At 39.9% G+C, this 21,719-nt stretch carries 16 protein-coding genes and 2 pseudogenes; 7 read left to right on the top strand and 11 right to left on the bottom strand.

What is annotated here, in order from left to right:
• Positions 1 to 4: 4 nt before the first annotated feature.
• The 3 genes from ABF638_RS20015 to ABF638_RS20005 all read right to left on the bottom strand — a co-directional run bounded on the left by ABF638_RS20015 (position 5) and on the right by ABF638_RS20005 (position 3,339).
• Positions 5 to 1,432 (bottom strand): sensor histidine kinase, encoded by a 1,428-nt coding sequence (locus tag ABF638_RS20015; protein ID WP_435024744.1) that lies wholly within the window; start codon positions 1,430 to 1,432, stop codon positions 5 to 7.
• Positions 1,429 to 1,806, bottom strand: coding sequence for a response regulator transcription factor (locus ABF638_RS20010; protein ID WP_435024743.1), 378 nt, complete (start codon positions 1,804 to 1,806; stop codon positions 1,429 to 1,431). The genes ABF638_RS20015 and ABF638_RS20010 overlap by 4 nt, the downstream gene beginning before the upstream one ends.
• A 132-nt stretch (positions 1,807 to 1,938) precedes the next feature.
• Positions 1,939 to 3,339: a sensor histidine kinase gene (locus tag ABF638_RS20005; protein WP_435024742.1), complete on the bottom strand. Its 1,401-nt coding sequence runs from the start codon at positions 3,337 to 3,339 to the stop codon at positions 1,939 to 1,941.
• A 316-nt stretch (positions 3,340 to 3,655) separates the two neighbouring features.
• On the opposite strand from ABF638_RS20005, the gene ABF638_RS20000 reads away from it, so the two are divergent.
• Both ABF638_RS20000 and ABF638_RS19995 read left to right on the top strand, forming a co-directional pair.
• On the top strand, positions 3,656 to 5,581 hold the full coding sequence (locus tag ABF638_RS20000; RefSeq protein WP_435024741.1) for a transglycosylase domain-containing protein: 1,926 nt from the start codon (positions 3,656 to 3,658) through the stop codon (positions 5,579 to 5,581).
• Between the two features lie 60 nt (positions 5,582 to 5,641).
• A complete protein-coding gene (locus tag ABF638_RS19995; RefSeq protein WP_435024740.1) occupies positions 5,642 to 6,343 on the top strand; it encodes a response regulator transcription factor in 702 nt (233 codons plus the stop codon).
• A 156-nt stretch (positions 6,344 to 6,499) separates the two neighbouring features.
• Here ABF638_RS19995 and ABF638_RS19990 read toward each other — a convergent pair whose 3' ends face one another.
• A complete protein-coding gene (locus tag ABF638_RS19990; RefSeq protein WP_435024739.1) occupies positions 6,500 to 6,679 on the bottom strand; it encodes a hypothetical protein in 180 nt (59 codons plus the stop codon).
• A gap of 196 nt (positions 6,680 to 6,875) precedes the next feature.
• Here ABF638_RS19990 and ABF638_RS19985 point away from each other — a divergent pair, with 196 nt between their 5' ends.
• A complete protein-coding gene (locus tag ABF638_RS19985; protein WP_435024738.1) occupies positions 6,876 to 8,582 on the top strand; it encodes a DUF262 domain-containing protein in 1,707 nt (568 codons plus the stop codon).
• A 281-nt stretch (positions 8,583 to 8,863) separates the two neighbouring features.
• Here the strand turns inward: ABF638_RS19985 and ABF638_RS19980 are convergent, their stop codons facing one another.
• Positions 8,864 to 9,505 carry a type I restriction endonuclease subunit R gene (locus tag ABF638_RS19980; RefSeq protein ID WP_435024737.1) on the bottom strand — a complete coding sequence of 214 codons (642 nt, stop codon included), beginning with the start codon at positions 9,503 to 9,505 and terminating at the stop codon, positions 8,864 to 8,866.
• A gap of 877 nt (positions 9,506 to 10,382) precedes the next feature.
• Here ABF638_RS19980 and ABF638_RS19975 point away from each other — a divergent pair.
• The gene (locus tag ABF638_RS19975) at positions 10,383 to 11,828 is read left to right on the top strand and encodes a glycosyltransferase (RefSeq protein WP_435024736.1); all 1,446 of its coding nucleotides are present in this window, start codon (positions 10,383 to 10,385) and stop codon (positions 11,826 to 11,828) included.
• Between the two features lie 149 nt (positions 11,829 to 11,977).
• Positions 11,978 to 12,751 (top strand): annotated as a pseudogene (locus tag ABF638_RS19970) (sucrose-phosphate phosphatase).
• A gap of 191 nt (positions 12,752 to 12,942) precedes the next feature.
• Here the strand turns inward: ABF638_RS19970 and ABF638_RS19965 are convergent.
• From ABF638_RS19965 to ABF638_RS19940, 6 genes are all read right to left on the bottom strand, one after another.
• Entirely contained in the window at positions 12,943 to 13,827 is an 885-nt protein-coding gene (locus ABF638_RS19965; protein WP_435024735.1) for a DUF2382 domain-containing protein, read from the bottom strand.
• 608 nt (positions 13,828 to 14,435) lie between these two features.
• Positions 14,436 to 15,524 (bottom strand): phosphate ABC transporter substrate-binding protein PstS, encoded by a 1,089-nt coding sequence (gene pstS, locus ABF638_RS19960; protein ID WP_435024734.1) that lies wholly within the window; start codon positions 15,522 to 15,524, stop codon positions 14,436 to 14,438.
• A 184-nt stretch (positions 15,525 to 15,708) separates the two neighbouring features.
• Positions 15,709 to 16,563 (bottom strand): phosphate ABC transporter ATP-binding protein PstB, encoded by an 855-nt coding sequence (gene pstB, locus ABF638_RS19955; RefSeq protein ID WP_435024755.1) that lies wholly within the window; start codon positions 16,561 to 16,563, stop codon positions 15,709 to 15,711.
• Positions 16,564 to 16,606: 43 nt separating this feature from the next.
• Complete coding sequence (gene pstA / locus ABF638_RS19950; protein ID WP_435024754.1) at positions 16,607 to 17,500, bottom strand: phosphate ABC transporter permease PstA; 894 nt, start codon at positions 17,498 to 17,500, stop codon at positions 16,607 to 16,609.
• 86 nt (positions 17,501 to 17,586) lie between these two features.
• Positions 17,587 to 18,540 (bottom strand): phosphate ABC transporter permease subunit PstC, encoded by a 954-nt coding sequence (pstC, locus tag ABF638_RS19945; RefSeq protein WP_435024733.1) that lies wholly within the window; start codon positions 18,538 to 18,540, stop codon positions 17,587 to 17,589.
• A gap of 12 nt (positions 18,541 to 18,552) precedes the next feature.
• A complete protein-coding gene (locus ABF638_RS19940; RefSeq protein WP_435024732.1) occupies positions 18,553 to 19,467 on the bottom strand; it encodes an S-layer homology domain-containing protein in 915 nt (304 codons plus the stop codon).
• Between the two features lie 659 nt (positions 19,468 to 20,126).
• On the opposite strand from ABF638_RS19940, the gene ABF638_RS19935 reads away from it, so the two are divergent.
• Entirely contained in the window at positions 20,127 to 21,410 is a 1,284-nt protein-coding gene (locus ABF638_RS19935; RefSeq protein ID WP_435024731.1) for a DUF389 domain-containing protein, read from the top strand.
• 38 nt (positions 21,411 to 21,448) lie between these two features.
• Positions 21,449 to 21,664 (top strand): annotated as a pseudogene (locus tag ABF638_RS19930) (potassium channel protein); the annotation flags it as partial.
• Positions 21,665 to 21,719 lie beyond the last annotated feature (55 nt).

Genomic DNA, 21,719 nt, shown 5'->3' with positions numbered 1-21,719 from the left:
CGAATTACGAATTACGAATTCTCGGCAAGTATATAGTAAAAGTTGCCCCTTGATTTGGTGTGCTGCTGGCGATAATACTGCCTTGATGGGCTTCAATAATCCGCTTAGAAATTGCTAACCCCAGACCATTACCACTACCTTTGCGTGCGGGGTCTGTTGTATAAAATTGTTCAAAAATTCGGGGTATATCACCCTCTTTTATACCTTTTCCCTGGTCTTGAATTTGAATAATAGCTTGTTTGCCTTGGCTGTATCCAGAAATCAATATTTGAGAGTTTGCTGGTGAGTGCTTAATCGCATTATCCAACAAATTGAGGATAGCTTGTAATAGCCGCTCTGGATCGCCCTGGATAATTAGGTTTCCTACGTTCACCTGTGTAGAAATTCCTAGAGTTCGCATTCGCGGTTCTAGTGCATTAACAGCACGGCTAATCAATCCATCCAGTGAGATGGCTTGCTTTTCTAGTTCAGCAACTCCTGCTTCCAAACGTCCTAAATCCAGCAAGTCATGAATCAATCGTGATAAACGCTTAATTTCGCTTTCGATAGTTTGAAAAAAGCGATCGCGTAATTCTGGTTCTTCAGATGCTCCTGCTTTGAGTGCGTCTACTGTCACCTGAACGTTACTGATAGGGGTACGTAATTCATGGGAGACATTGGCTAAAAACACCCGTCGCTCTTTGTCTAAGGAAGCTAACCGCTCACTCATCCGGTTGAGTTCTGCTGCCAATTGATCTAACTCATTGTTCTCATGGATCGCTAGCTTATCACCAAAATGACCGCCACCCAAGCGAATAGCAAAGTTCTGCATAATCTCAATTGGCTTTGAGAGACTGCGAGCAAACCGACTGCTAATTAATGCACACAGTAGAATCGTTATTGCTAGCGTTCCCAAAATACTCCAAATTACCGTAGCAAACTGTCGCTGAAGCTGCTCCAAAGTCATAGACATTCGGATTATGCCCAACAATTGACCGTTACGCTCAATAGGTCTGGTAATGTAGAGGCGATCGCTGTTTGATAAAACGCCTTTGGCAATTCCTTGCTTCACACGGTTTTGTAGAGCTTCCCGTATTCCCGGAACCTGAAACCAATCCTTAACTTGGCTGTCTAACTTTGGGTCAGAAGTGGCTAATAAACTGCCTTGTTGACTAAAAACACGTAGCGTTACAGTTTGTGGTGCGCCATACCGTTGCACTAGCACCTTTACCTGTTTAATATCTTTTTCTTCTAGTGCATCTGCAACACTTTCGCTTAATGCACTCGTCCAGTTATCCAAATCTACTTGCCGCGATCGCATAAAATAATCATGGAACGACCAAAGGATATAACCTGCCATCAGTGACGTTCCAAAAGCTGTTAGCATCAGGTATGTGCCTAACAACTTGGCATAAATTGTATTTAATTTAATCCCAGGTATCCAGCCTCTCATGAAGGCTGCTCCCCGGAACGACGGCGTAACACTGCTTTGATGCGTGCTAGTAGTTCGCGGGTGTTGAAAGGTTTAGTAATATAATCATCTGCACCTGCTTCTAAACCCCAAATTTTATCAATATCCTCATCTTTAGCTGTCAGCATAACGATAGGTACATTGGAAAATGCCCGAATCCGCCAGCAAACTTCCATGCCGTCAACTACTGGTAACATCAAATCAAGCAAAATTATATCTGGTACTTGCTTGTGAAACTGTTTAATTGCACTATGTCCATCGGCGGCTGTAGTCACCGTGTAACCTTCTTTTTGTAGTGTATAGGTGAGACTGTCGCAAAGAGCCGCTTCATCATCTACAAGTAATATATGTGGCATTGTTTATTCTCAATTATCGTGAGTTATTTATAATAATATTTTGTATTAACAGATATATTTGTGACATCTTCCTCTCGAAATTAATTTGTTAAATAGTAAGGATGAAAACCTTATCACCAAGAAGGTTTAAGTTTAATCATGACTGCTTATTTTACTCTTGACTATTACTGTTTCTTGTTGGGGAAATTTTATCGTAAAACTTGTTCCGCCTCCTACTTCGCTATCTACATAAATTTCTCCATGATGTATTTCTAAACACTTTTTCACCACAGCAAGTCCTAGTCCACTGCCAACAATCTTGCCTACATTATTAGCACGATGAAAAGGCTCAAATAAATGCTCTTTAAATTCGCCAGGAATTCCTATCCCATTATCTTTAACTTGGAAAAATATTGCGGATGATTCACAACTAAGAATTAAGAAAATACTTCCCTCTGGAGGTGAATATTTAATTGCATTTGAGAGTAAGTTACTCAGAACGGAATAAAGTATATTTTCGTCTAATTTGGCATGAGTACAGTTCCCTTGGCTGATAAATTTAATAGTATGCTGTTGTTGATTAGAAAATTGGAGGTCTTCTATCAAATTAATGCAAAATGCTTCCAAATCTATCAGTTCTGGATGAAATTCTAATTTCCCAGCTTCTGCCCTAGTCAAAGTTAAAATATCGGTTAGTAACTGGTTCATTGATCTAGCAGAAGATTGAATGCGATACAGATTTTTAAGTTTCTTCTCTTCCGTCCACTGCTGATTACTTTGAGCCAATAGTTGAGCCGATCCCAATATAATACTCAATGGTGTACGAAATTCATGAGATACCATTGAAAAAAAGCGTAACTTCAATTCGCTAAGTTCTTTTTCTTGAGCTAAAGTCTGTTGAATAGCTTCTGCTTCTTGGCGCTTCATTAATTGTTGATAAAGCAAAGCATAAACGCCTAATAAAATGGCAAAACTCAAGAAAGTACCGAGGAATTCAATCAACATTCGGTTGCGGATATTCTCTTGGGAATGTATGACCGAGATTTGTAGTAACTGTTCTTCCCTAGCTTGCATTTGGGTAAGCGTTTCGCGGATTTGATTACGGTTTTGGTTACTTTGAGTAAGTAGAGGTGCTTGAATAGCAAAGCTTGATTTACCTACTTCTTTGAGGTTAATCGACTGTTTAGATAATTGAACTCTTTGAGCAATGAGGAATTTTAGCTTTGTTATTTGCTGTTGTTGATAAGAGTCATCAGCAAGTTGTTGCTGCAATTTTTTAACTTTGGCATCCAGGCTTTGCATTGCCTGATAGTAACGTTTGAGTTCTGATTGCTCTCTATAAAGAATATAACCTCTGCGTCCTGCTTCTGCATCGGTTAGTGTAGCGAAGATATCAATAACATTTTTCATTACCTCATGTGTGTCCTTCACTTGATTGCTACTTGCAATTAGCTGGGTAGCATTTTGGTAAGAAATAAGACTAGCTGTACCCATTAATAATAAGCTCAAGCCAAAGCCAGAGGCAATCCATTTCCTTTCCAGCGACCATTTCATAGAAAAAATCAATTAATGGTTCAGAGTCCATATCTTATCCAAGACCTGACATCAAAGTAAAGATTTTTCCAATATTAAGCTTAATTCAAAATTATTTTTCTTACTAACCGATTTCTACCCGATTTTTGCCCTTTCTCTCCACAGCTACTTGTTAAAATAATATTTAAAATCAACTCCTTATGCAATGCAATGATGCATCACACTAAATTTTCTCCAAATAAATTTCACTGTTTATTTGGAGAATTTTCATTTTATTTGTCTTCTTTATATTTATATAGATAAAACCGAATTTAATAAGTGAGGAAATCAAATTGCCGTGTCATCATTTAAAACTTTTGAAGATAAACAATCACAAATTCAGATTTTACCTAGTTTTGAATTTTTGAAAAAAGTCGGTCAGGTAACTGGTGGCACACTCTTATCAATTACTATGCTATCGAGTTCTGTGCTAGCTGGAGGACTAGTGGGTTTAGCTATTAGTTTCCGTAATCTGCCAGATGTTAGACAACTACGAAACTTTATACCCTCAGAAACAACTTATATCTATGATATTAAAGGCAAGCTTTTAGCGCGTATACACGGGGAAGCTAATCGCCAAGTAGTGCCTTTAGATCAAATCTCCCCAAATTTAAAACGAGCTGTATTAGCTAGTGAAGATAGTCGTTTTTATGAGCATCATGGTATTAATCCTGGTGGTATTGGACGTGCTGCATTAGTCAATTTTGCATCTGGGGAAGTGCGAGAGGGTGGTTCTACAATCACCATGCAGTTGGTAAAAAATATTTTCTTATCTCAAAAACGTGCTTTTACCCGAAAAATAGTAGAAGCGGTATTAGCAATTCGGTTAGAGCAAGTTCTCAGTAAAGATGAAATATTAGAAATGTACCTCAATCAAGTTTACTGGGGTCACAATAACTATGGTGTTCAGACAGCAGCACGCACTTACTTTAAAAAGTCAGCACAAACTTTGACTTTGGGCGAATCAGCAATGATGGCAGGTTTAATTCAAGCTCCAGAAGATTTTAGCCCATTTGTCAGCATGAAGCTGGCAAAACAAAAACAAAAAGAAGTATTGGGGCGAATGTTAGAACTGAATTGGATTAGCCAACAAGAGTATAATGATGCCCTCAAACAAAAAATTAAACTTGGTGAAATTAGGTCATTTCAAGGTAGCGCTTTGCCCTACGTTACCAACACAGTAGCTCAGGAATTAATTAAAAAGTTTGGGCGTGAAACATTGCTGAAAGGCGGAATGCATGTACAAACTACAGTTGATACTAGCTTCCAAATGATGGCAGAAAAAACTATTAAGAAGTGGCATCGAACCCTTGAACGTCAGGGATTAAATAATATTCAAATGGCTTTAGTGGCAATTGATCCTCGCACACATTTTGTTAAAGCACTAGTGGGTGGTGTAGATTCAAAAACTAGCGAATTTAACCGAGCAACTCAAGCCCACCGTCAGCCAGGATCTTCTTTTAAACCGTTTGTTTACTATACTGCTTTTGCTAGTGGTAAATTTACACCACGTACAACAATTCTAGATACTCCAGTTAGTTACCGTGACGGTAATGGTTGGTATTCTCCCCGAAACTACGATAATAGCTTTATGGGAGCAATACCAGTTCGCACTGCTCTGGCTCTGTCTCGTAATATTCCTGCAATTAAGCTTGGCAAAGCTGTGGGTATGAATAAAGTTATTGAAACTTGCCGTACTTTGGGAATTATGAGTCCAATGTTACCTGTGAGTTCTTTACCGCTAGGTGCAATTGGTGTGACACCGCTAGAAATAGCTAGTGCTTATGCGACTTTTGCTAATTACGGCTGGCAATCACCTGCAACGATTATTGCCCGTGTCACTGATGGTAATGGCAATGTGTTAATAGATAATACTCCTAAACCTCAGCTAGTGCTTGACCCTTGGGCATCAGCAGCAACTTTAGACGTGATGCAAACGGTAGTTAAAGAAGGAACTGGTAGAGGTGCAGATATAGGTCGTCCAGTTGCAGGAAAGACGGGTACAACCTCCTCAGAGAAGGACATTTGGTTTATTGGTACTGTACCGCAGTTAACGACTGCCATCTGGGTAGGGAGGGACAACAATCGACAATTATCTAACCACGCAACAGGCGGAGGTATGGTGGCTCCTATCTGGCGTGATTTTATGCGGAAGGCACTTAAGGATGTACCAGTAGAAAAGTTTCAGCCACCTTCTAATTTTCCTCGTCCGAAATCAAATTGAAAGTATTAAAGTTAGGTATTGGAATTTATTCTAGTTTTTGAATTCACAAATATTTTGACAATGCGGATTTTGGTAGTTGAAGATGATATCCAGTTAGCAGAGATGCTGATGGAAGCCCTGACTGACCGCCAATATGTGGTAGATATAGCCCAAGATGGAGAGGAAGCATGGGATTGCATTAAAGTATTGGAATATGATTTAGTAGTGTTAGATGTTACCTTACCCAAACTGGATGGTGTGAGTTTTTGTCAACGCTTGCGATCGCCTACATCAAGGCATACCTTATCGCGTAACATTGCAATACCTATACTCATGTTAACAGCACGCGATACCCTTGGTGACAAAATTACCGGGTTGGATGCTGGGGCAGATGATTATATGGTCAAACCTTTTGAAATGCCAGAGTTAATGGCTCGTGTTCGCGCACTGTTGCGCCGCAATAGTGCCGCAACATCTTCTTCAGATTTTGGTTGGGGTAGTTTGCGTTTAAATTCCAGCACTTATGAAGTCACTTATGCTGACCAGCCTTTACATCTAACACCTAAAGAATTTGCTCTTTTAGAACTAATGGTTTCTAGTGGTCGGCGGGTGCTAAGTCGAGCCGGAATTATTGAGCGCATCTGGTCACTTGATGATCCTCCGAGCGAAGAAACTGTTAAGTCTCACATTAAGAGTTTACGGTATAAACTTAAAGATGTAGGTGCTGCTGATGATTTTATTGAGACAGTTCATGGACTAGGCTATCGCTTAAAGCAGCTTTAGGAAAATACCCGATTTCTACCCGATATTTACCTCTTATCTTTACAAATGATTGTTAAACTGCAATTACATTACTGAAATTAACCTCTTCTTTTACACTAGAACACTATTATTCTCCAAATCAATTTAATTATTGACTTGGGGAATTTTAATTTTTATCTAAAAGCAATTAGTAAACCAGCTTTTTAAATGTCGAGAATTCATTAAGTCGGGAGCAACTGAGATAACTACTGCTTTTGGTTGCCCTTCTTGGACTAAGGCGATCGCTTCTCGCTTAGAGTTGGCTTGTTGGATTAGCTGAGAAAGCTCTTGGTTGTCGCGTATATTTGCTTTTAGCATATAATTTGCCATTTTGAAGTCAGTTATAATTCTATGTTACGCGATCGCCTATTTCCTTGTTATTACAGTTATCAGCAAAACCTCTAGCAGTTAGATAATTGAGGCGATTGGTCGATATCTTATGTGGTTGTGTTACAAAGACATAGGATAATATCATATCAGGGTTCAGAAGGAATAATTTTTTAAGGAGTAAAATATGGCGGAACTTAACGTCACGAAAAAAAGTATAAGTAGCCTATTTTCTGAAATGCAGGGAACAAAATTCATTATTCCTGATTATCAACGACCATATAAATGGGATTTAGAAAAATGCGAAATTCTATGGCAGGATCTTACTGGTTTCTTTGAAGAAAGAATGGGAAGTGAGGAGTATTATCTAGGCACGGTTGTCACTTGTAAAAATGATGAATCTGGAAAGATTGAAATTGAAGTTATCGATGGGCAACAGCGTATCACCTCACTCTTGCTTCTTCTTAGGGCATTCTATTCAAAATTGGAAAACAGTGCAATTGAAGACGACAATATTACTGGACTCAAGAATCAAATTGCGCCATGTATTTGGGACGTTAATCCTATTTCAGGAAGAGTCTCTGACACCAATTTAATCCACATAGAATCACGGGTTGCAACCGAATCTGACAATGAAGTATTTCATGCGATTCTTCGGTCAGGAAAATCAAAGCCAAACGCTACCGACCTTTATTCAAAGAATTATCATTATTTTTTTTCAATGTGTGAAGAATACGCAATGAATAATCCAATTCATTGGCAGGCATTTTGTGTTTCCATTTTAAAGAATTGCATTATACTTCCAATTGATTGCGAAAAACTAGACACCGCATTGACCATATTTTCAACCCTAAACGACCGAGGAATGCCGCTTTCGGATTCCGACATTTTTAAAGCTCAACTTTATCGTACTAAGACTACTGCCCAGGAAAAATCAGAATTCACTTCTTTATGGAGAGAGCTTACTGAAACAGTCGATGACGCAGGGATGAGCCTGGATGCTCTCTTCCGAAATTATTCACACGTTATTCGCGGCAGAAACGGTGATAGGACAAAGGAAATCGGTCTAAGAAAATTTTATGCTGGCGTTGACAATAAATTCAAAAAATTAAAGCAAACTGATTTAATGAAAGAATTGCAAGAGCTTGCAGAATTTTGGCTAACTGTGAGAGAAGGCGAATCGAAATTTCAGGGGCGAGAGTTTATTTCTCGCCAGTCGTTTAAATATCTTCATTGCCTTAACCATTACCCAAACGAATACTGGAAATATGTTACGAGCGCATATTTTTTCAAAAATAAAGATTCGGATTCATTTCATACAAAATTTTCGGAATATCTCGGAACTTTGGTTTCATTTCTGTTTTCCGAGTTTGTTCAGAAGCCAACCGTAAATGCAATAAAGGACTCATGCTACCAATTTTGCATTGATATTTTTGAAGGAAAGCCGCTAACAATAACCGCTTCAATTTCTTCAGAATTTTCGACCACTTTGGCTCAAACGGTTAATTATAAAATTGCTCGCGCCATGATTTTGCTTCACGCTTATCTAAATCCTAATCAAAGCGACAAGATTGATTCCAATTTTGAGATTGAACATATTTTCCCTCGTGTTTGGCAAGCAACTAACTACAATGGCTGGAATCACGAAGATGCAAAAGTCTATTTGGAGCGATATGGAAACAAAGTGGCTATAGGAAAAAAATTAAACATCCAAGCTGGTAATGGTTATTTCGGGCAAAAGAAAAATAAATATAAGGACTCATCCATTGCTAATGTTAATGATCTTTCAAAATACCCAAGTGATGATTGGGTAAAGACCGACATTGAAGCAAGAGAAAAATTATTTTTAGAATCAATTGTGGGTTTCTTTCATTCCAATTTGCATAAAAAATAAGTTCTGACTACCAATTATATGTTTAGAACAGATAATTTATAAATGCAAAAAATGCTGTTGAACAAATCGATCAAACCGACTGCGCCATTGTCGTCATGCCTAACCGATAAGTCCGTTAAGTTTGTCTGTTTCTAGTCGAGATTAGGCAAGCAAAAATGGTAAGCTTTGTTGATGAGTTCCGATAAGTTGTTGGCAATTCTTTTCAGAATGTGTGCCGACACAAAGACAAATAATTGATAAGCGATCGCCTAAAAATCACGTCTCATAGTAATAGCGATCGCCTAACTCCTCAAATCGCCAATATAAGCCCCAATTTGTTTAAGTCCCTGCAAAACTTGGATACGTTCTGATGTATTTTCAAGTAACCGATAAGTATTGGATCTAGTATATTGAGGGACATTTTGGTGGCGATCGCATTTCAAAAACAATACTTCTCTTCCGTTTGTAACCATTCCATAACAACTTGACTGTAAGTTGGGAGCGCTCAACAAAGAAGTAAGTGCTTGGGGAATTCCTGCCGTAACGTCTAGTCTTGCAGGCTTTGACTCGATTACCAAAATCCAAAAACTATCTTGAATCACCAAAATATCAATCCTGCCTTGAACTGCAATAGCATTAGCTTCGTCTGCAACTTCGATATTGGTACTTACTTCTGCTTTTACCAAAAAAGGAAACTGATAGAAACCTGCTAAATCTAGCAATGGTGATATAACTACAAGCTTAACAATTTCTTCGAGAGGTGGTTCTTCTTGACTGAGATAGGTATAGTTTCGAGTGAGGCGATCTAGTCCTTGTAGTTCCGCTTCGGTTAGAGTGGGCGCATTATTTAACCATTCATCAAAAAAGCGATCGCTAGAGTCGAGTCTCAAGCCAAAAGTTTGACGGAGAGCGCCAAGGGTAAGGCTACTAGCATTTGTAATCACGGTTAAATTCTTGTAGTAATTACATGAAGTTTAAAAGTCTAGACATTTGATCTAGGCTCCAATACCTAATATACGATATATTAAAAGCAAAAGAGCGATCGCCTAAAAATCATGACTCACAGTAATAGCGATCGCCTTGAGGATATAGATAGCGATCGCGGTTGTCCATCCAGAGCTAACAATTTGCTCATCAGTTTCAGGCTCATACTTCAACAAGCTCAGTAACCATAAATAAATTTAGTTGCTCTGTATATTTTTATTTGTTAGTCATACCAAGATCCACTAACCCTCCAACGGTCGTTCCGACACCGCAACCATAAGCTAATCAGCATTCAAGTTGCATAATCAGGGCGCTAATGTTGCCCACCCCACAAGATATTGAGAAAATTTCCATCTGCAAATTAGATGTGTTTTAGCTTAGATATTTGATATTTTTAAATTAAATAGAAATTGATTTAGATAGCATTTTTTTATTAATAACCGATTTCTCACCGATTTCTCACCGATATTTCAACTTCTAAAATGTAACATCTTGGAACGAAAGCATTTTGGTAAGTTTATTTCAGTTTTAAGGAAATTTTTATGCCCCATTTTTCAATAAATATTTCCAATATTGTTATTACCAATAAAGAGTATCGCAAGCTTAGAGCTTATGCAGGATATCATAAAATATCAATTCATGAAGCAATACGGTTATTAATTGATTCTCTTCCAGAATGCCCTCAAAATAATAAAGAATTAAGTAGAAGCCATTCGGTTATGTTTCCTAGAAGGTTTTTACATGTTTCTCTTGATGATAAGTAACTTAATAAATAATTTTTTCTCCAAGTTACCTAGCTGTGAATTTTTGTACCAGATACCATAGTTAATTTTGATTATGAATACTCTTCCTAGTTTAAATTTAGTTAAATCTTTAGAAAATTCTGCTCCAGAAGCGCCAAATTCTCAACCCATTTATGCGCTAATTTCAGTTCATGGCGACCCGACAGCTGAAATTGGTAAAGAAGGGGCAGGTGGTCAAAATGTCTACGTGCGAGAATTGGGGTTAGCATTAGCAAAACGCGGCTGTCAGGTTGATATGTTTACCCGACGCGAATACCCCAATCAAGAAGAAATTGTGGAATTAGCACCAGGGTGTCGCACTATTCGTCTAAATGCTGGGCCAGCAGAATTCATTTCTAGAAATAATTTATTTGAATACCTACCCGAATTTGTAGAAGCTTGGCTGGATTTTCAAGAACGAACAGGGCGCAACTATGCCTTGATTCACACTAACTATTGGCTTTCTGGTTGGGTAGGATTAGAACTTAAATCTCGATTAGGACTACCCCAAGTTCATACCTATCACTCTATAGGTGCAGTCAAATACCGCAATGTGGAAAATCCGCCGCAGATTGCTGCAATTCGTAATTGTGTAGAGAGGGCAGTTTTAGAACAAGCAGATTATGTCATATCCACTAGCCCTCAAGAAGCGGAAGATTTACGTCAGTTAATTTCGCAACATGGTCGTATTAAAGTCATTCCCTGTGGAATTAATACTGAACACTTTGGTTCTGTCAGTAAAGAAGTTGCTCGCCAACAGTTGGGAATTGCTCCAGATTCTCAGATAATCTTGTATGTAGGACGTTTTGACCCCCGCAAGGGAGTTGAAACCCTAGTCAGAGCTTGCGCCAATTTGTTGCCTTCAGCATTTCATCTCTATTTAGTTGGTGGTAGTCGTGAAGACGGAGCAGACTTTAAAGAACAACAACGCATTGAAACTTTGGTGAACGACCTGGGATTGGAAGCCGTTACAGTTTTCACTGGACGAATTTCTCAAGCGCTGTTACCTGCTTATTATGCCGCAGGGGATATCTGCGTTGTACCGAGTTACTACGAACCTTTTGGTTTAGTGGCGATTGAAGCAATGGCAGCCGGAACACCCGTAATTGCTAGTAATGTGGGAGGATTGCAGCATACGGTGGTGCATGGTGAAACCGGATTTTTAGTTCCTCCTCGTGATTCTAAAGCATTGGCGATCGCTATTCATAGTCTATTACAAAACCCAACTCTAAAACAAAGCTATGGCAATGCTGCACAAAATTGGGTTCAGTCTCGTTTTAGCACTCAGGGAGTTGCCACCCAAGTTCACGAACTCTATCAATCTTTGACACTTGATACATTTGTTCAAGAAATTATTCAAACTAGAAAGTTAACTCCAGATTTGGAAAGACAAATCCAAAATTTATTGAAGTCGGAAGTTTTGAAATCCAATGAAATTAAAGCTCTAGAAAAATTAATTGACTCTTTTTCTAATGGCATTGTGCAATGGGCAACCAGTTAAATGATATCGTTGCCGGTTAAAGACTGATCGTCAAGAGCGCAGTTGTTGCTGAGAGCAGGCTTGCCATGACTTATGCCGAGCGAAGCCGAACAAGAGCAGAGGGAAAGAGATTTATCAATACTGTACTATTTTAGTAGAAACAAGCAAATATGAAACTGCTTTTGGTGATTGAATTAGATAATACCTTGGTTGGTAACAATCGAGCTATTGCTGCTTTAAACCAAAGGCTAGAAGCTATACGCAATCAGATTTACTTAGTCTATGTTACTGGTCGCTCTTATGCTTCTAGTCGTCGGTTGATAACAAAAGCACGACTTTTGAAACCCGATTATTTAATCGCTAGTGTAGGCACTGAAATTTATCAACAGGGTGTGCTTTTAGAAAAAGATTGGGCAAATCAAATTTCAAGAGATTGGAATTAGGATGCAGTTTGGACAATTGCTAGTTACTTTCCAGCACTGATACCTCAACCCGACAGCGAACAAACTCCCTATAAATTAAGCTTTTGCCTAGATATGGATGCGCCACTTGAGGTTATCCATGATTTGCAGGATTTGTTAACTTTTACTGGATTGCAAGTGGAGGTAATTTTCAGCAATGGGCGGGACGTTGATATCATACCCAAGAACAGTAATAAGGGTAAAGCAACTGCATATCTGCAAGAATTGCTGCAAGCGCAATCAGATGCAACCGTTATCTGTGGAGGTTCTGGAAATGACATCAGCTTATTTCAACAGCCATCAGCTGGGATTATCGTTGGTAATGCCCAAACGGAACTTCTGTGGTGGTATTACAAAACACTTTACCCTTGGAACTTTCTAGCTCACTACCCTGGTGCTGCGGGTATTCTTGAAGGATTGATTTATTTTAATATTTTGCCATTTCCTAATAGTTGGAGGGCGATGGGCTACGCCCCACCATAGCCTGGATTTCTCACAAGCTTCAGGCGTTTGATGGGGCGGAGGGGCGGAGGGGCAGAGGGGCGGAGGAGCAGAGGGGCAGAGGGGCAGAGGGGAAAAACTTACTGCAATTTCTCCCCTGCTCCCCTGCTCCCCTGCTCCCTTGCTCCCCTGCACAAGCGCAGGCTTTGAGAGGTGTGGTGAGAAATCCGGGTTTAGCTTCTTCTCTCATGCAACCGCTCATCATTCGTATTAACGTCTAATTCCTCACGACGAACAGTATCTTCAGCTTCAACTGTATCCTGTTCAACTACTTTCTTAATTTTCACTTCCTCACGCAAAACGGCTTCCTTCTGAATATCAGGGGTTTCTTCATAAATGTCCATACGAGTAACTTCTCCTTTACGGAAGTCAGCTTCAGCAGACGATACAGTTCTACCACCTTCATTTGGAGTAGTGCGTTCAATGATTACGCGTTCTTTTTCAACTGGTACAGAAACTCTTGCTGTCTGATTTTCAACATGTTTGCCAATAGATACTTCTCCTGCCTTAACACGAGATTTATTGGCAACTAAACGTTCTTCGTATAGTTTCAGGTTTTGATGATTCTGCTGATTCATATCGTAAAGATTTGGTTCATCTTCATACGTATATGTATTGCGATCTCTAGAGACTGGTGGAGCATCTAGAGGTGTCGATGTCTCTACAGGTGTTGATGTATTTAAAGGTGCTTGTCTTACTGGAGTACGATAAACTCCACGCACCTGTTCCTCATAATCGTAATCAACATGTTCCAAATCATTAAAATCTGGTAAATTTTTTACTTGCTCCTTCGTCAGTCCAATAGCATACACACGTCTATTGCTATAGCTGATTTGGGAACGCCCAATTGGTAACAATACTTGTCTACCAAAGAACCAAAAACCTGTGTCAACAACTAAATAGCGGAAATGACCCGAATCATCCACCAAGATGTGTTTGACAGTCCCAACTTTATCGTCATCTATGTCTGAATAGACATCAAAATCCCTAATTTCATGGCTATCAAAATCTGCATCGCCATAGTTACCAGCAAAGTCTTCGAGTTTATATAAAGCCATATTATTTTTCCTCCAACATCTATATTTTCAATTGTAAAGATAGAATTTTTTACTCCTTCTTTCTCAAGAAGGATATTAATGTCTAAAAAAACATTACTCTGGAATTAATGGGTTTAAAAAGTTTGGGTTAATCAAACCAAAAGTAAACCTCCGTATAAGATCATAGAGGCTTGTAACTAAGTTTATAGACTTTAAATTAGCAAAGTCTTTGAGTAATTCGTACTTGTTGAGTTGTTTGTTGACAGGAGTACGAACAATATACTGATTGGCAGGTAATTAATAGCAATTGGTTCTATTTTTCCTATAGCAGGAGTTAATAAAGCCTGTAAATATTCAGCAATTATAGGAATCTGCTTTGATTTCTGAACTGATTTGCGTAGGCAGGGAATAGGCAATAGGCAACAGTCAAGAAGGCTTCTTAGTTGTACTGAGTTTTTTCAGAAATCAAATATGAGTCCTATATTTCGTTATTGATGGTAGGAGTATTGTGTCGCTTGAAAAAGGGACTGGAGACTGGGAAAACTTGGAAGGGGATTCAGACCCCAACCAAGTTTTAGCGAATTAGTATAAGTCGGGGGATATTTCACTAGCAATTATCTCAAAGCCATTTAGGACGAGATGCTCCTGGTAATCTGCTGTACCGTAGGTTCTATTTTATCTACAACCGCTTTTGGCAGGGGTACATATCCTAGCTCTTCGCTGAATTTTTGACACTCATTCAATGCATATTCAACAACATTTTGCAGAGTTTGAGCTTTTTGTTGGTCTTGGTACTGGTCGTAAACTAGAAGCCAGGTGTAGGTTACGATCGGATAAGATTGTTCTCCCTCTGGATCTCTAGCAAAAGAAACTAAGTTTTCTGGTAATTCTATTGACTCCAACGCATTAGCAGATGTCTCGGATGAAGCAACAACATAATTGCCTGAATTATTTTCTAAGGCAGCAAAAGGAATCTTATTCTGCTTGGCATAGCCGTATTCTACATAGCCGATTGCACCTTGGGTTTGTTGAATCTGAGCAGTAACTCCCTCATTACCTTTAGAACCAACACCCGCAGGCCAGTTTACAGTTTTATTTGCACCAACTTTACTTTTCCATTGGGGGCTAATTTCGCTTAAGTGTTCTGTGAAAACGGCTGTAGTACCGCTACCATCAGAACGATGCACGACTGTAATCGGTAAATCGGGTAAATTCACACCGGGATTTGCTTGAGCAATTTGTGGGTTATTCCAATTTTTGATTTCTCCTAGAAAGATTGCCGGGTAGATTTCCCGTGGCAATCTAATAGGCTTTTCTACACCAGGTAAGTTGTATGCAAGTACAATCGCTCCCGCAGTTAAGGGAATTGTCAGTGCCCCGCGCTCAATTTTTTGTCTTTCTTCTTTGGTAATTGCCACGTCGCTAGCACCAAAATCCACTGTTCCTTGTGTAAACTGCTGTACGCCAGCACCGCTACCTACGGATTGATAGCTAACCCTTATATTAGGATTTTGCTGATTGTACTCATTAAAACAGCGCTGGTAAAACGGAGCAGGAAAACTTGCTCCAGCCCCAACGAGAGAGACATTACCACCACCCGCGTTAGCATTTGGTGAAGAATTGTCAGCAGTTGGTGGTTGACAGGCAGTAGTACCCAAGGAGATGGCAACTAAAGATAGAAGAAAAGCTCGTTGCATCGGAAAAAGTTGAGTCAGCATAAGATGTCTTTCGGGTTTTACAGTAACGTCAAGTCGCTTTGCTCCAATTAAAAATTAAAAATGTAAAGTTAAAAATTGCAATTCTTTTGGGGCTTGAACCCAAAATTAATTAAAAATTATTCTTCACTAATTTTTAATTTTTAACTTTTAATTTTTAATTAAAAAAAGGTCACTCAGTTGTCCCTTAACCAAAGCGACCGCTCACATACTGTTTAGTAAATACTTCCTGAGGACTTTCAAAAATAGTCTCTGTTTTGTCGTACTCAACTAAGTAACCAAATCGCTTACCATTTTTCCCTGCCTTTGCATTGAAGAAAGCAGTGAAATCTGATATGCGCGTGGCTTGTTGCATATTGTGAGTCACAATCACAATAGTGTAGTCCTGCTTCAGTTCGTGAATTAGTTCTTCCACGCTCTCGGTAGATATTGGATCGAGAGAGGAAGCAGGTTCATCCATTAAGACGACTTCTGGTTTGAGTGCGATCGCCCGCGCAATACATAAACGCTGTTGTTGTCCGCCAGAGAGCGACAAACCACTGGTTTTTAGTTTATCTTTGACTTCATTCCACAAAGCTGCTCGCTGGAGCGATCGCTCCACTAATTCATCCATATCGCCTTTGAAGCCATTAATTCTAGCCCCATAGGCAATGTTTTCATAAATCGATTTCGGAAAAGGATTTGGCTTTTGGAATACCATACCAATCCGTCGCCGCACCGCCACAGGATCGATTTTTGATCCATAAAGGTCTTTCCCACGGTAAATGACTTTACCTTCTACTCGACAGCCATCAATTAGGTCATTGAGCCGATTAAAACAGCGAATTAGCGTACTTTTACCGCAACCAGAAGGGCCAATCAAGGCAGTGACGCTGTTTTTCAGGATATCCATTGAAACTTCTTGCAGTGCCAAAGTTTCGCCATAGTAGACGCTCAGTTTTTTTGCCTGTAAAACCGTTTCACTCGAATCTGCGTGCTTTGGCTTGGTGGGAGGATTGTTGTTTTGGTGATTTTCATTCTGATTTCTAGAATTCATAACGATTGAGGAGGTTGGAAGGATACATAAAAGTTTTTTCGCCAGTAGTTTAATATGTGGTTTTACTAGCTACCCAACGAGAGAGAATACTAGTTAGCAAAATCATCAGCACCAAAATGAGCGAAGCTGCCCAGGCAAGTTCCTGCTGATTTTCATAAGGTAAACCAGCGAAGTTGTAGATTAAGACCGATAGAGTGGGAACTGGCTCCCAGATACCGCGAGGCCAGAATTGGGTAAACAAAGCTGTAAAAATCAGAGGTGCAGTTTCTCCTGCGGCCCGGGCGATCGCTAAAGTCACTCCTGTTGCGATCGCTCCCATAGCAGCAGGTAGTACTATCTGCAATACAGTCTGGAAGTTGGAAGACCCTACACCAACTGATGCCCACCGTACCTCTTGCGGTACTAGTTGCAAAGATTCATCACTTGTTCGTACCACAATAGGCAACATGAGAATGGCAAGGGCAAATCCTCCCGCAACCGCAGAGTAAGTACCTGTTGTAGCAACAATTACTCCATAGGCAAAGATGCCAACAATGATCGAAGGAACGCCGCTTAAGACATTGGTGGCAAAACGAACCCACCTAGCTATCCTACCAGAGCTAAATTCTGACAAATAGACTGCTGCGAGAATGCCAAAGGGAATGCTAATGGCAGCAGCAATTCCCACCACAATCAGCGTTCCCACAATCGCCGGAGCAATACCTCCTCCTTGTTGCAGCGCTGCTGGTATAGACCCAGTAAATAGTTCGAGATTGAGTCGATTGGCTCCCCTGATAATGACAAAGCTAACTACTAAAAATAAGGGCAGCAGAGCAATACCTAGCAGTAAAAATGCTAATATTGTCAGCGCCAAATCAATTGCTGTTCTGGGAGTAGAGTAAGAGCGCTCCATTTTAGGAATGGGAAATTCATCATAATGCCCATCCGGGTTACTAGCTGTCATAGTAAAATATTCTCCTTTATTAGCGATCGTTTGCTTTTCATTCAAAATTAATCGCCAATTGCAAATGACTAATTACCAATTACTAATTAGTATTTTTTGACTTTTTGAATAATCCAATATGCTCCGATGTTAACTATAAGTGTGATCGCAAATAGCACTAATCCGGCATAGAACAAAGAAGCTCTTTGCAAACCACCTGCTTCTGCAAATTGATTGGCTAACAGAGAGGCAATTGTATTTGCTGGCGCTAGGATTGAAAAATTTAGATCGTTACTATTACCAATTACCAAAGTGACAGCAATTGTCTCTCCCAGCGCTCGGCCTAATGCCAACATTGTGCCACCAATAATGCCAGAAAATGCTGCTGGTATGAGTACGCTAAAAATTGCTTGCCAGCGCGTAGCTCCAATACCATAAGCTCCCCAGCGCAACTCACTAGGCAGAGCGGCAAGAGAATCGCGAGCGATCGTTGCAAGGATGGGCAAAATCATAATCGCTAAGATGATGCCAGCCGGGAACATACCTGGGCCAATATATCGCGTGGAAAACAAAGGTATATAACCAAAGTTATCGTGCAACCATCCACCGATAGGTTGCAGAAACGGAATCAAGACAAAAATGCCCCACAATCCATAGACGACGCTAGGAATAGCTGCTAGCAGTTCTACCAGAAAAGTGAGCGGAGTCCGAATGGATAACGGCAAAAAATTTTCGCTCAGGACGATCGCACATGCCACACCAATCGGGAAAGCTATAAGCAGCGCAATCAGAGAACTCACGACTGTGCCATAAGCCATAGGAAGCACGCCATAAACGCCCTTTACAGGGTCCCAAGCAGAAGTTGTGAGAAATTCTAATCCAAGCTGTTGAATAGCAGGTATTGAATTCCAAGCAACTTGCCCTGCTATCCATAGCAGAATTCCCGCCACACCTATTGCTAGTATCCGCGTCCCCCAAAGAAAGCTTTGGTCGATCGCCTTTTCAGTTCCAGACCGCGCTTCTTGCGCTGTCATTTGAGAATCACTGGTTGAGGAAGTCATCAACTACCTCCATTATTGAGCATTTTGTTTGTTGACAGGAGTACGAACAATATACTGATTGGCAGGTAAATTAATAGCAATTGGTTCTATTTTTCCTTGGGAAACTAAAGTTTGATAAACTAAAGCTGTAATCTCTCCTCTAGTTGCGGGTTTACTTGGGTTAATAACTTTAGGATTTGGATAGTTGACCACTATATTTGCTTTAGTTGCGGCTGCTACATCTCCAACTGCATATTGCGGAATATTATTGGCATCTGCGTAAGTGTTAGTAATAATAAATGACGCAGGACGGTTAAGATTCACAGCATTAGCTGGTACAGCCTGGGCTTTTGATATGAATAAAGGCTGCATTAGAGTAGTAACAGCAAGCGGCATTAAAATACGTCTTTTTACAGGTTTTTGTGCGATTTTTTGAGGAACTACTCTTTGCGTAACTGTGGGCACAGTAACTGCTGATGTACCAGTAGTTAGATTCAGACCTTTGTTTAAAGCAACTATAGCCTCAACCTTAGAAACGGATTGATTGGGACGAAAGTAACCACCAGGATAACCCGACATAAATCCTTGTTGATATGCTTCTTCGATGGGACGACTAGCCCAATAGTTAGTAGGAATATCTTTATATACAGCACCACTTTGTATCTGGCGAATTGGTGGCTGGTCAAAAGCTTTACGAATAATTGCTGCAAACTCATCTCGGTCTACTGGCTGTTCTGGTCGAAATGTACCATCAGGATATCCAGTTACAATATTTCTTGCAGCCAAACCTCGAATAAATGGCTGTGCCCAGTAATTAGGTTGAACATCACTAAAGGTAGTTGTAGGGGAAGATTGAGCAGATGTTTCTAATGCTCCAACTGCAACTACTATTAAATTTAAAGTTAGTAAAGATACACCTGCTGAAACAAACTTAGTTAACTGTGTCACGATCCATGCCCCCGATTTTTTCGATTATTCATTATTTCTAATACTTCAATAGTTATTAAAAAATAGTGGAAATTTAGTGGAGAAATTTATCATGCAGCTTCAAATACTACTAAAGACTGACTATGCTTATTACTTTAGGTATAGATAACGCAACAATGAAAATATTAACAACGTTAATGTTTTAATAAGGGCTTATGTTAATAGAAGAATTTTATAGCAATCTTATTTGAGTTGTGAAAAATATAGATTAGGAAACGAACCGCGATCTCTACGAGAGGCTTCCGCCAACGCACAGCGTTTCGTTAGAGAAGGATGCAAAGCAAAGAAAGAAGAGAGATATAATTTTTACGAATTATTTGGGACTGTTATAAATCTAAGTAATGAAATTTAAAGCTTGTTTTCGAGAAGGAAAATATAGCGGAGTTCTCCACGGCTTTTCCACTATTTAGATTTAATCTAAGTCTAAAACGATAAATTAATGGAATTTTCTTTATATAACTTTTTTTGCTACCTTGGCTATCAGTTATTTTACTATGTACCCATTTTACGGACAAAAGTCAAGTGTTAATTGAGTATGAGATACATCTTTAAAAAAATCTTTCTTTGGGTAGTAGAATTCTTGTCTGAAAAAACAAGATGGTTAGCGGTAGGAGGGTAGAATGCGTCAACTTATTATTCAAGTACCACGGGGAAATGGAAAAGCTGTTATCGATATTGCCAAATCTCATAACGGTACAAATCTAGCTCGATTTGAAGGAAATGCAGAAGAACCGATTGATGTAGTGATTGTTCACCTTTCTAATCAAGAAGTTGGCAAAGTTCTGGACAAGTTGCAAGACTTGCCCAAAGTACAAATTACGCTCATACCAACTGGTGTGATGACTCTGCAACCCCCTGCATCGGAAGCGCCGCAACAAGTTGTAGATGTGGAAGAACGCAGTCCGATTGAGATTTTTCTTTCTGGTTTGCAAAGTGTTGGTTCTTGGCGAGGCTTTCTTGGTTATGCAGCACTGGCAGGCTTCGTAGTCTGGATTGGCTTGTATACTAATACAGCTTACTTGCTGGTGGCGGCAATGCTGATTGCACCGTTTGCAGGCCCGGCAATGAATACAGCGATCGCTACTGCATGGGGCGATCGCAAACTCCTGGGGCGGAGTATTTTACGATATTTTGCCGCTTTAGCAGTCACAATTGCCACTACTTGGCTATTGAGCTTGATATTACAGCAAGAAATTCCCACCAGTTTAATGGTAGAAAGTAGCCAAGTTTCAGCAGTAGCAGTGATTTTGCCGTTGGCAGCCGGAGCAGCAGGGGCGCTCAACTTGGTGCAGTCAGAACGCAGTAGTTTAGTCTCTGGGGCAGCAACCGGAATGTTAGTTGCCGCTTCCTTAGCTCCACCTGCGGGAATTGTCGGTATGGCTAGTGCAGTTGGCAGGTGGGACATGGCAATTTCGGGGCTGTTCTTACTGTTTTTGCAACTATGCGGCATTAACTTTTCAGCAGCTTTGTTGTTCCGAATATTCGGGCTATCTGCTCAAGGAACTCGCTATCAGCGTGGTAAAAAACGGGTATTCGGTATTTCCTTAGTGATAACTGTCATCGCATTGGCAGGTTTACTAACTTGGCAGTTCTCTAATTCTCCCAACTTACAACGCTCTAGCCTTGCCCAACGTGCCAACGCCCAAGTTCAGAAAACTGTGGAGCAAGTTGGTTTAGCAAAATTAGTCGAGTCGAATGTCCGCTTTACACGATCCAATATTCAAGGGCAGGATACCTTGCTATCTGTTATTTATGTGCAGCGTCAACCGGGAGTTACAGCGTCTAGTGAAGAAATACGCTCACGCCTAACCCAATCAATTCAAACCCAATTATTGAAACAGGACTTTAATGTGACACCTCTAGTTGATGTCAACGTACTAGAAACCCCTGCTAGTAAACAATAAGGACAATTCTCTAAAATTACGAATTACGAATTAATCTCATGAGTAGTCCAAAGCTTTCAGAAAAACAAGCCCTAGAAAGAGAACGTAATGAAGTCTTGCAACAGTTGGAAGATTGGCTAGAAATTCCAATGCTGGTGCTGGGCTTTGTATGGCTAGCGCTATTCATCATCGAGATCATCTGGGGATTAAACTCTTTACTGGAAGCCTTGAGCATCACTATTTGGATTATTTTTATATTAGATTTTCTACTTAAATAGGACCAGCCCTTTCAAGGTCTTGTAATTTTCCCCAAATTATAGTTAGTTGAAA

The organism is Nostoc sp. CALU 1950, assembly GCF_051172895.1.
GTDB classification, from domain to species: domain Bacteria; phylum Cyanobacteriota; class Cyanobacteriia; order Cyanobacteriales; family Nostocaceae; genus Nostoc; species Nostoc edaphicum_A.
The sequence above is the reverse complement of the archived record's forward strand: the minus strand, read 5'-3'. Positions and strand labels throughout refer to the sequence as shown.

Bases quoted from the DNA above. Each gene is read 5' to 3' on its own strand.
- pstS (WP_435024734.1), bottom strand. From the start codon at position 15,524: ATGCTGACTCAACTTTTTCCGATGCAACGAGCTTTTCTTCTATCTTTA.
- ABF638_RS19965 (WP_435024735.1), bottom strand. From the start codon at position 13,827: ATGGCTTTATATAAACTCGAAGACTTTGCTGGTAACTATGGCGATGCA.
- ABF638_RS19935 (WP_435024731.1), top strand. From the start codon at position 20,127: ATGCGTCAACTTATTATTCAAGTACCACGGGGAAATGGAAAAGCTGTT.
- pstA (WP_435024754.1), bottom strand. From the start codon at position 17,500: ATGACAGCTAGTAACCCGGATGGGCATTATGATGAATTTCCCATTCCT.
- ABF638_RS19990 (WP_435024739.1), bottom strand. From the start codon at position 6,679: ATGCTAAAAGCAAATATACGCGACAACCAAGAGCTTTCTCAGCTAATC.
- ABF638_RS19975 (WP_435024736.1), top strand. From the start codon at position 10,383: ATGAATACTCTTCCTAGTTTAAATTTAGTTAAATCTTTAGAAAATTCT.
- ABF638_RS20010 (WP_435024743.1), bottom strand. From the start codon at position 1,806: ATGCCACATATATTACTTGTAGATGATGAAGCGGCTCTTTGCGACAGT.
- ABF638_RS19985 (WP_435024738.1), top strand. From the start codon at position 6,876: ATGGCGGAACTTAACGTCACGAAAAAAAGTATAAGTAGCCTATTTTCT.
- ABF638_RS19995 (WP_435024740.1), top strand. From the start codon at position 5,642: ATGCGGATTTTGGTAGTTGAAGATGATATCCAGTTAGCAGAGATGCTG.
- ABF638_RS20015 (WP_435024744.1), bottom strand. From the start codon at position 1,432: ATGAGAGGCTGGATACCTGGGATTAAATTAAATACAATTTATGCCAAG.
- pstC (WP_435024733.1), bottom strand. From the start codon at position 18,540: ATGACTTCCTCAACCAGTGATTCTCAAATGACAGCGCAAGAAGCGCGG.
- ABF638_RS20005 (WP_435024742.1), bottom strand. From the start codon at position 3,339: ATGAAATGGTCGCTGGAAAGGAAATGGATTGCCTCTGGCTTTGGCTTG.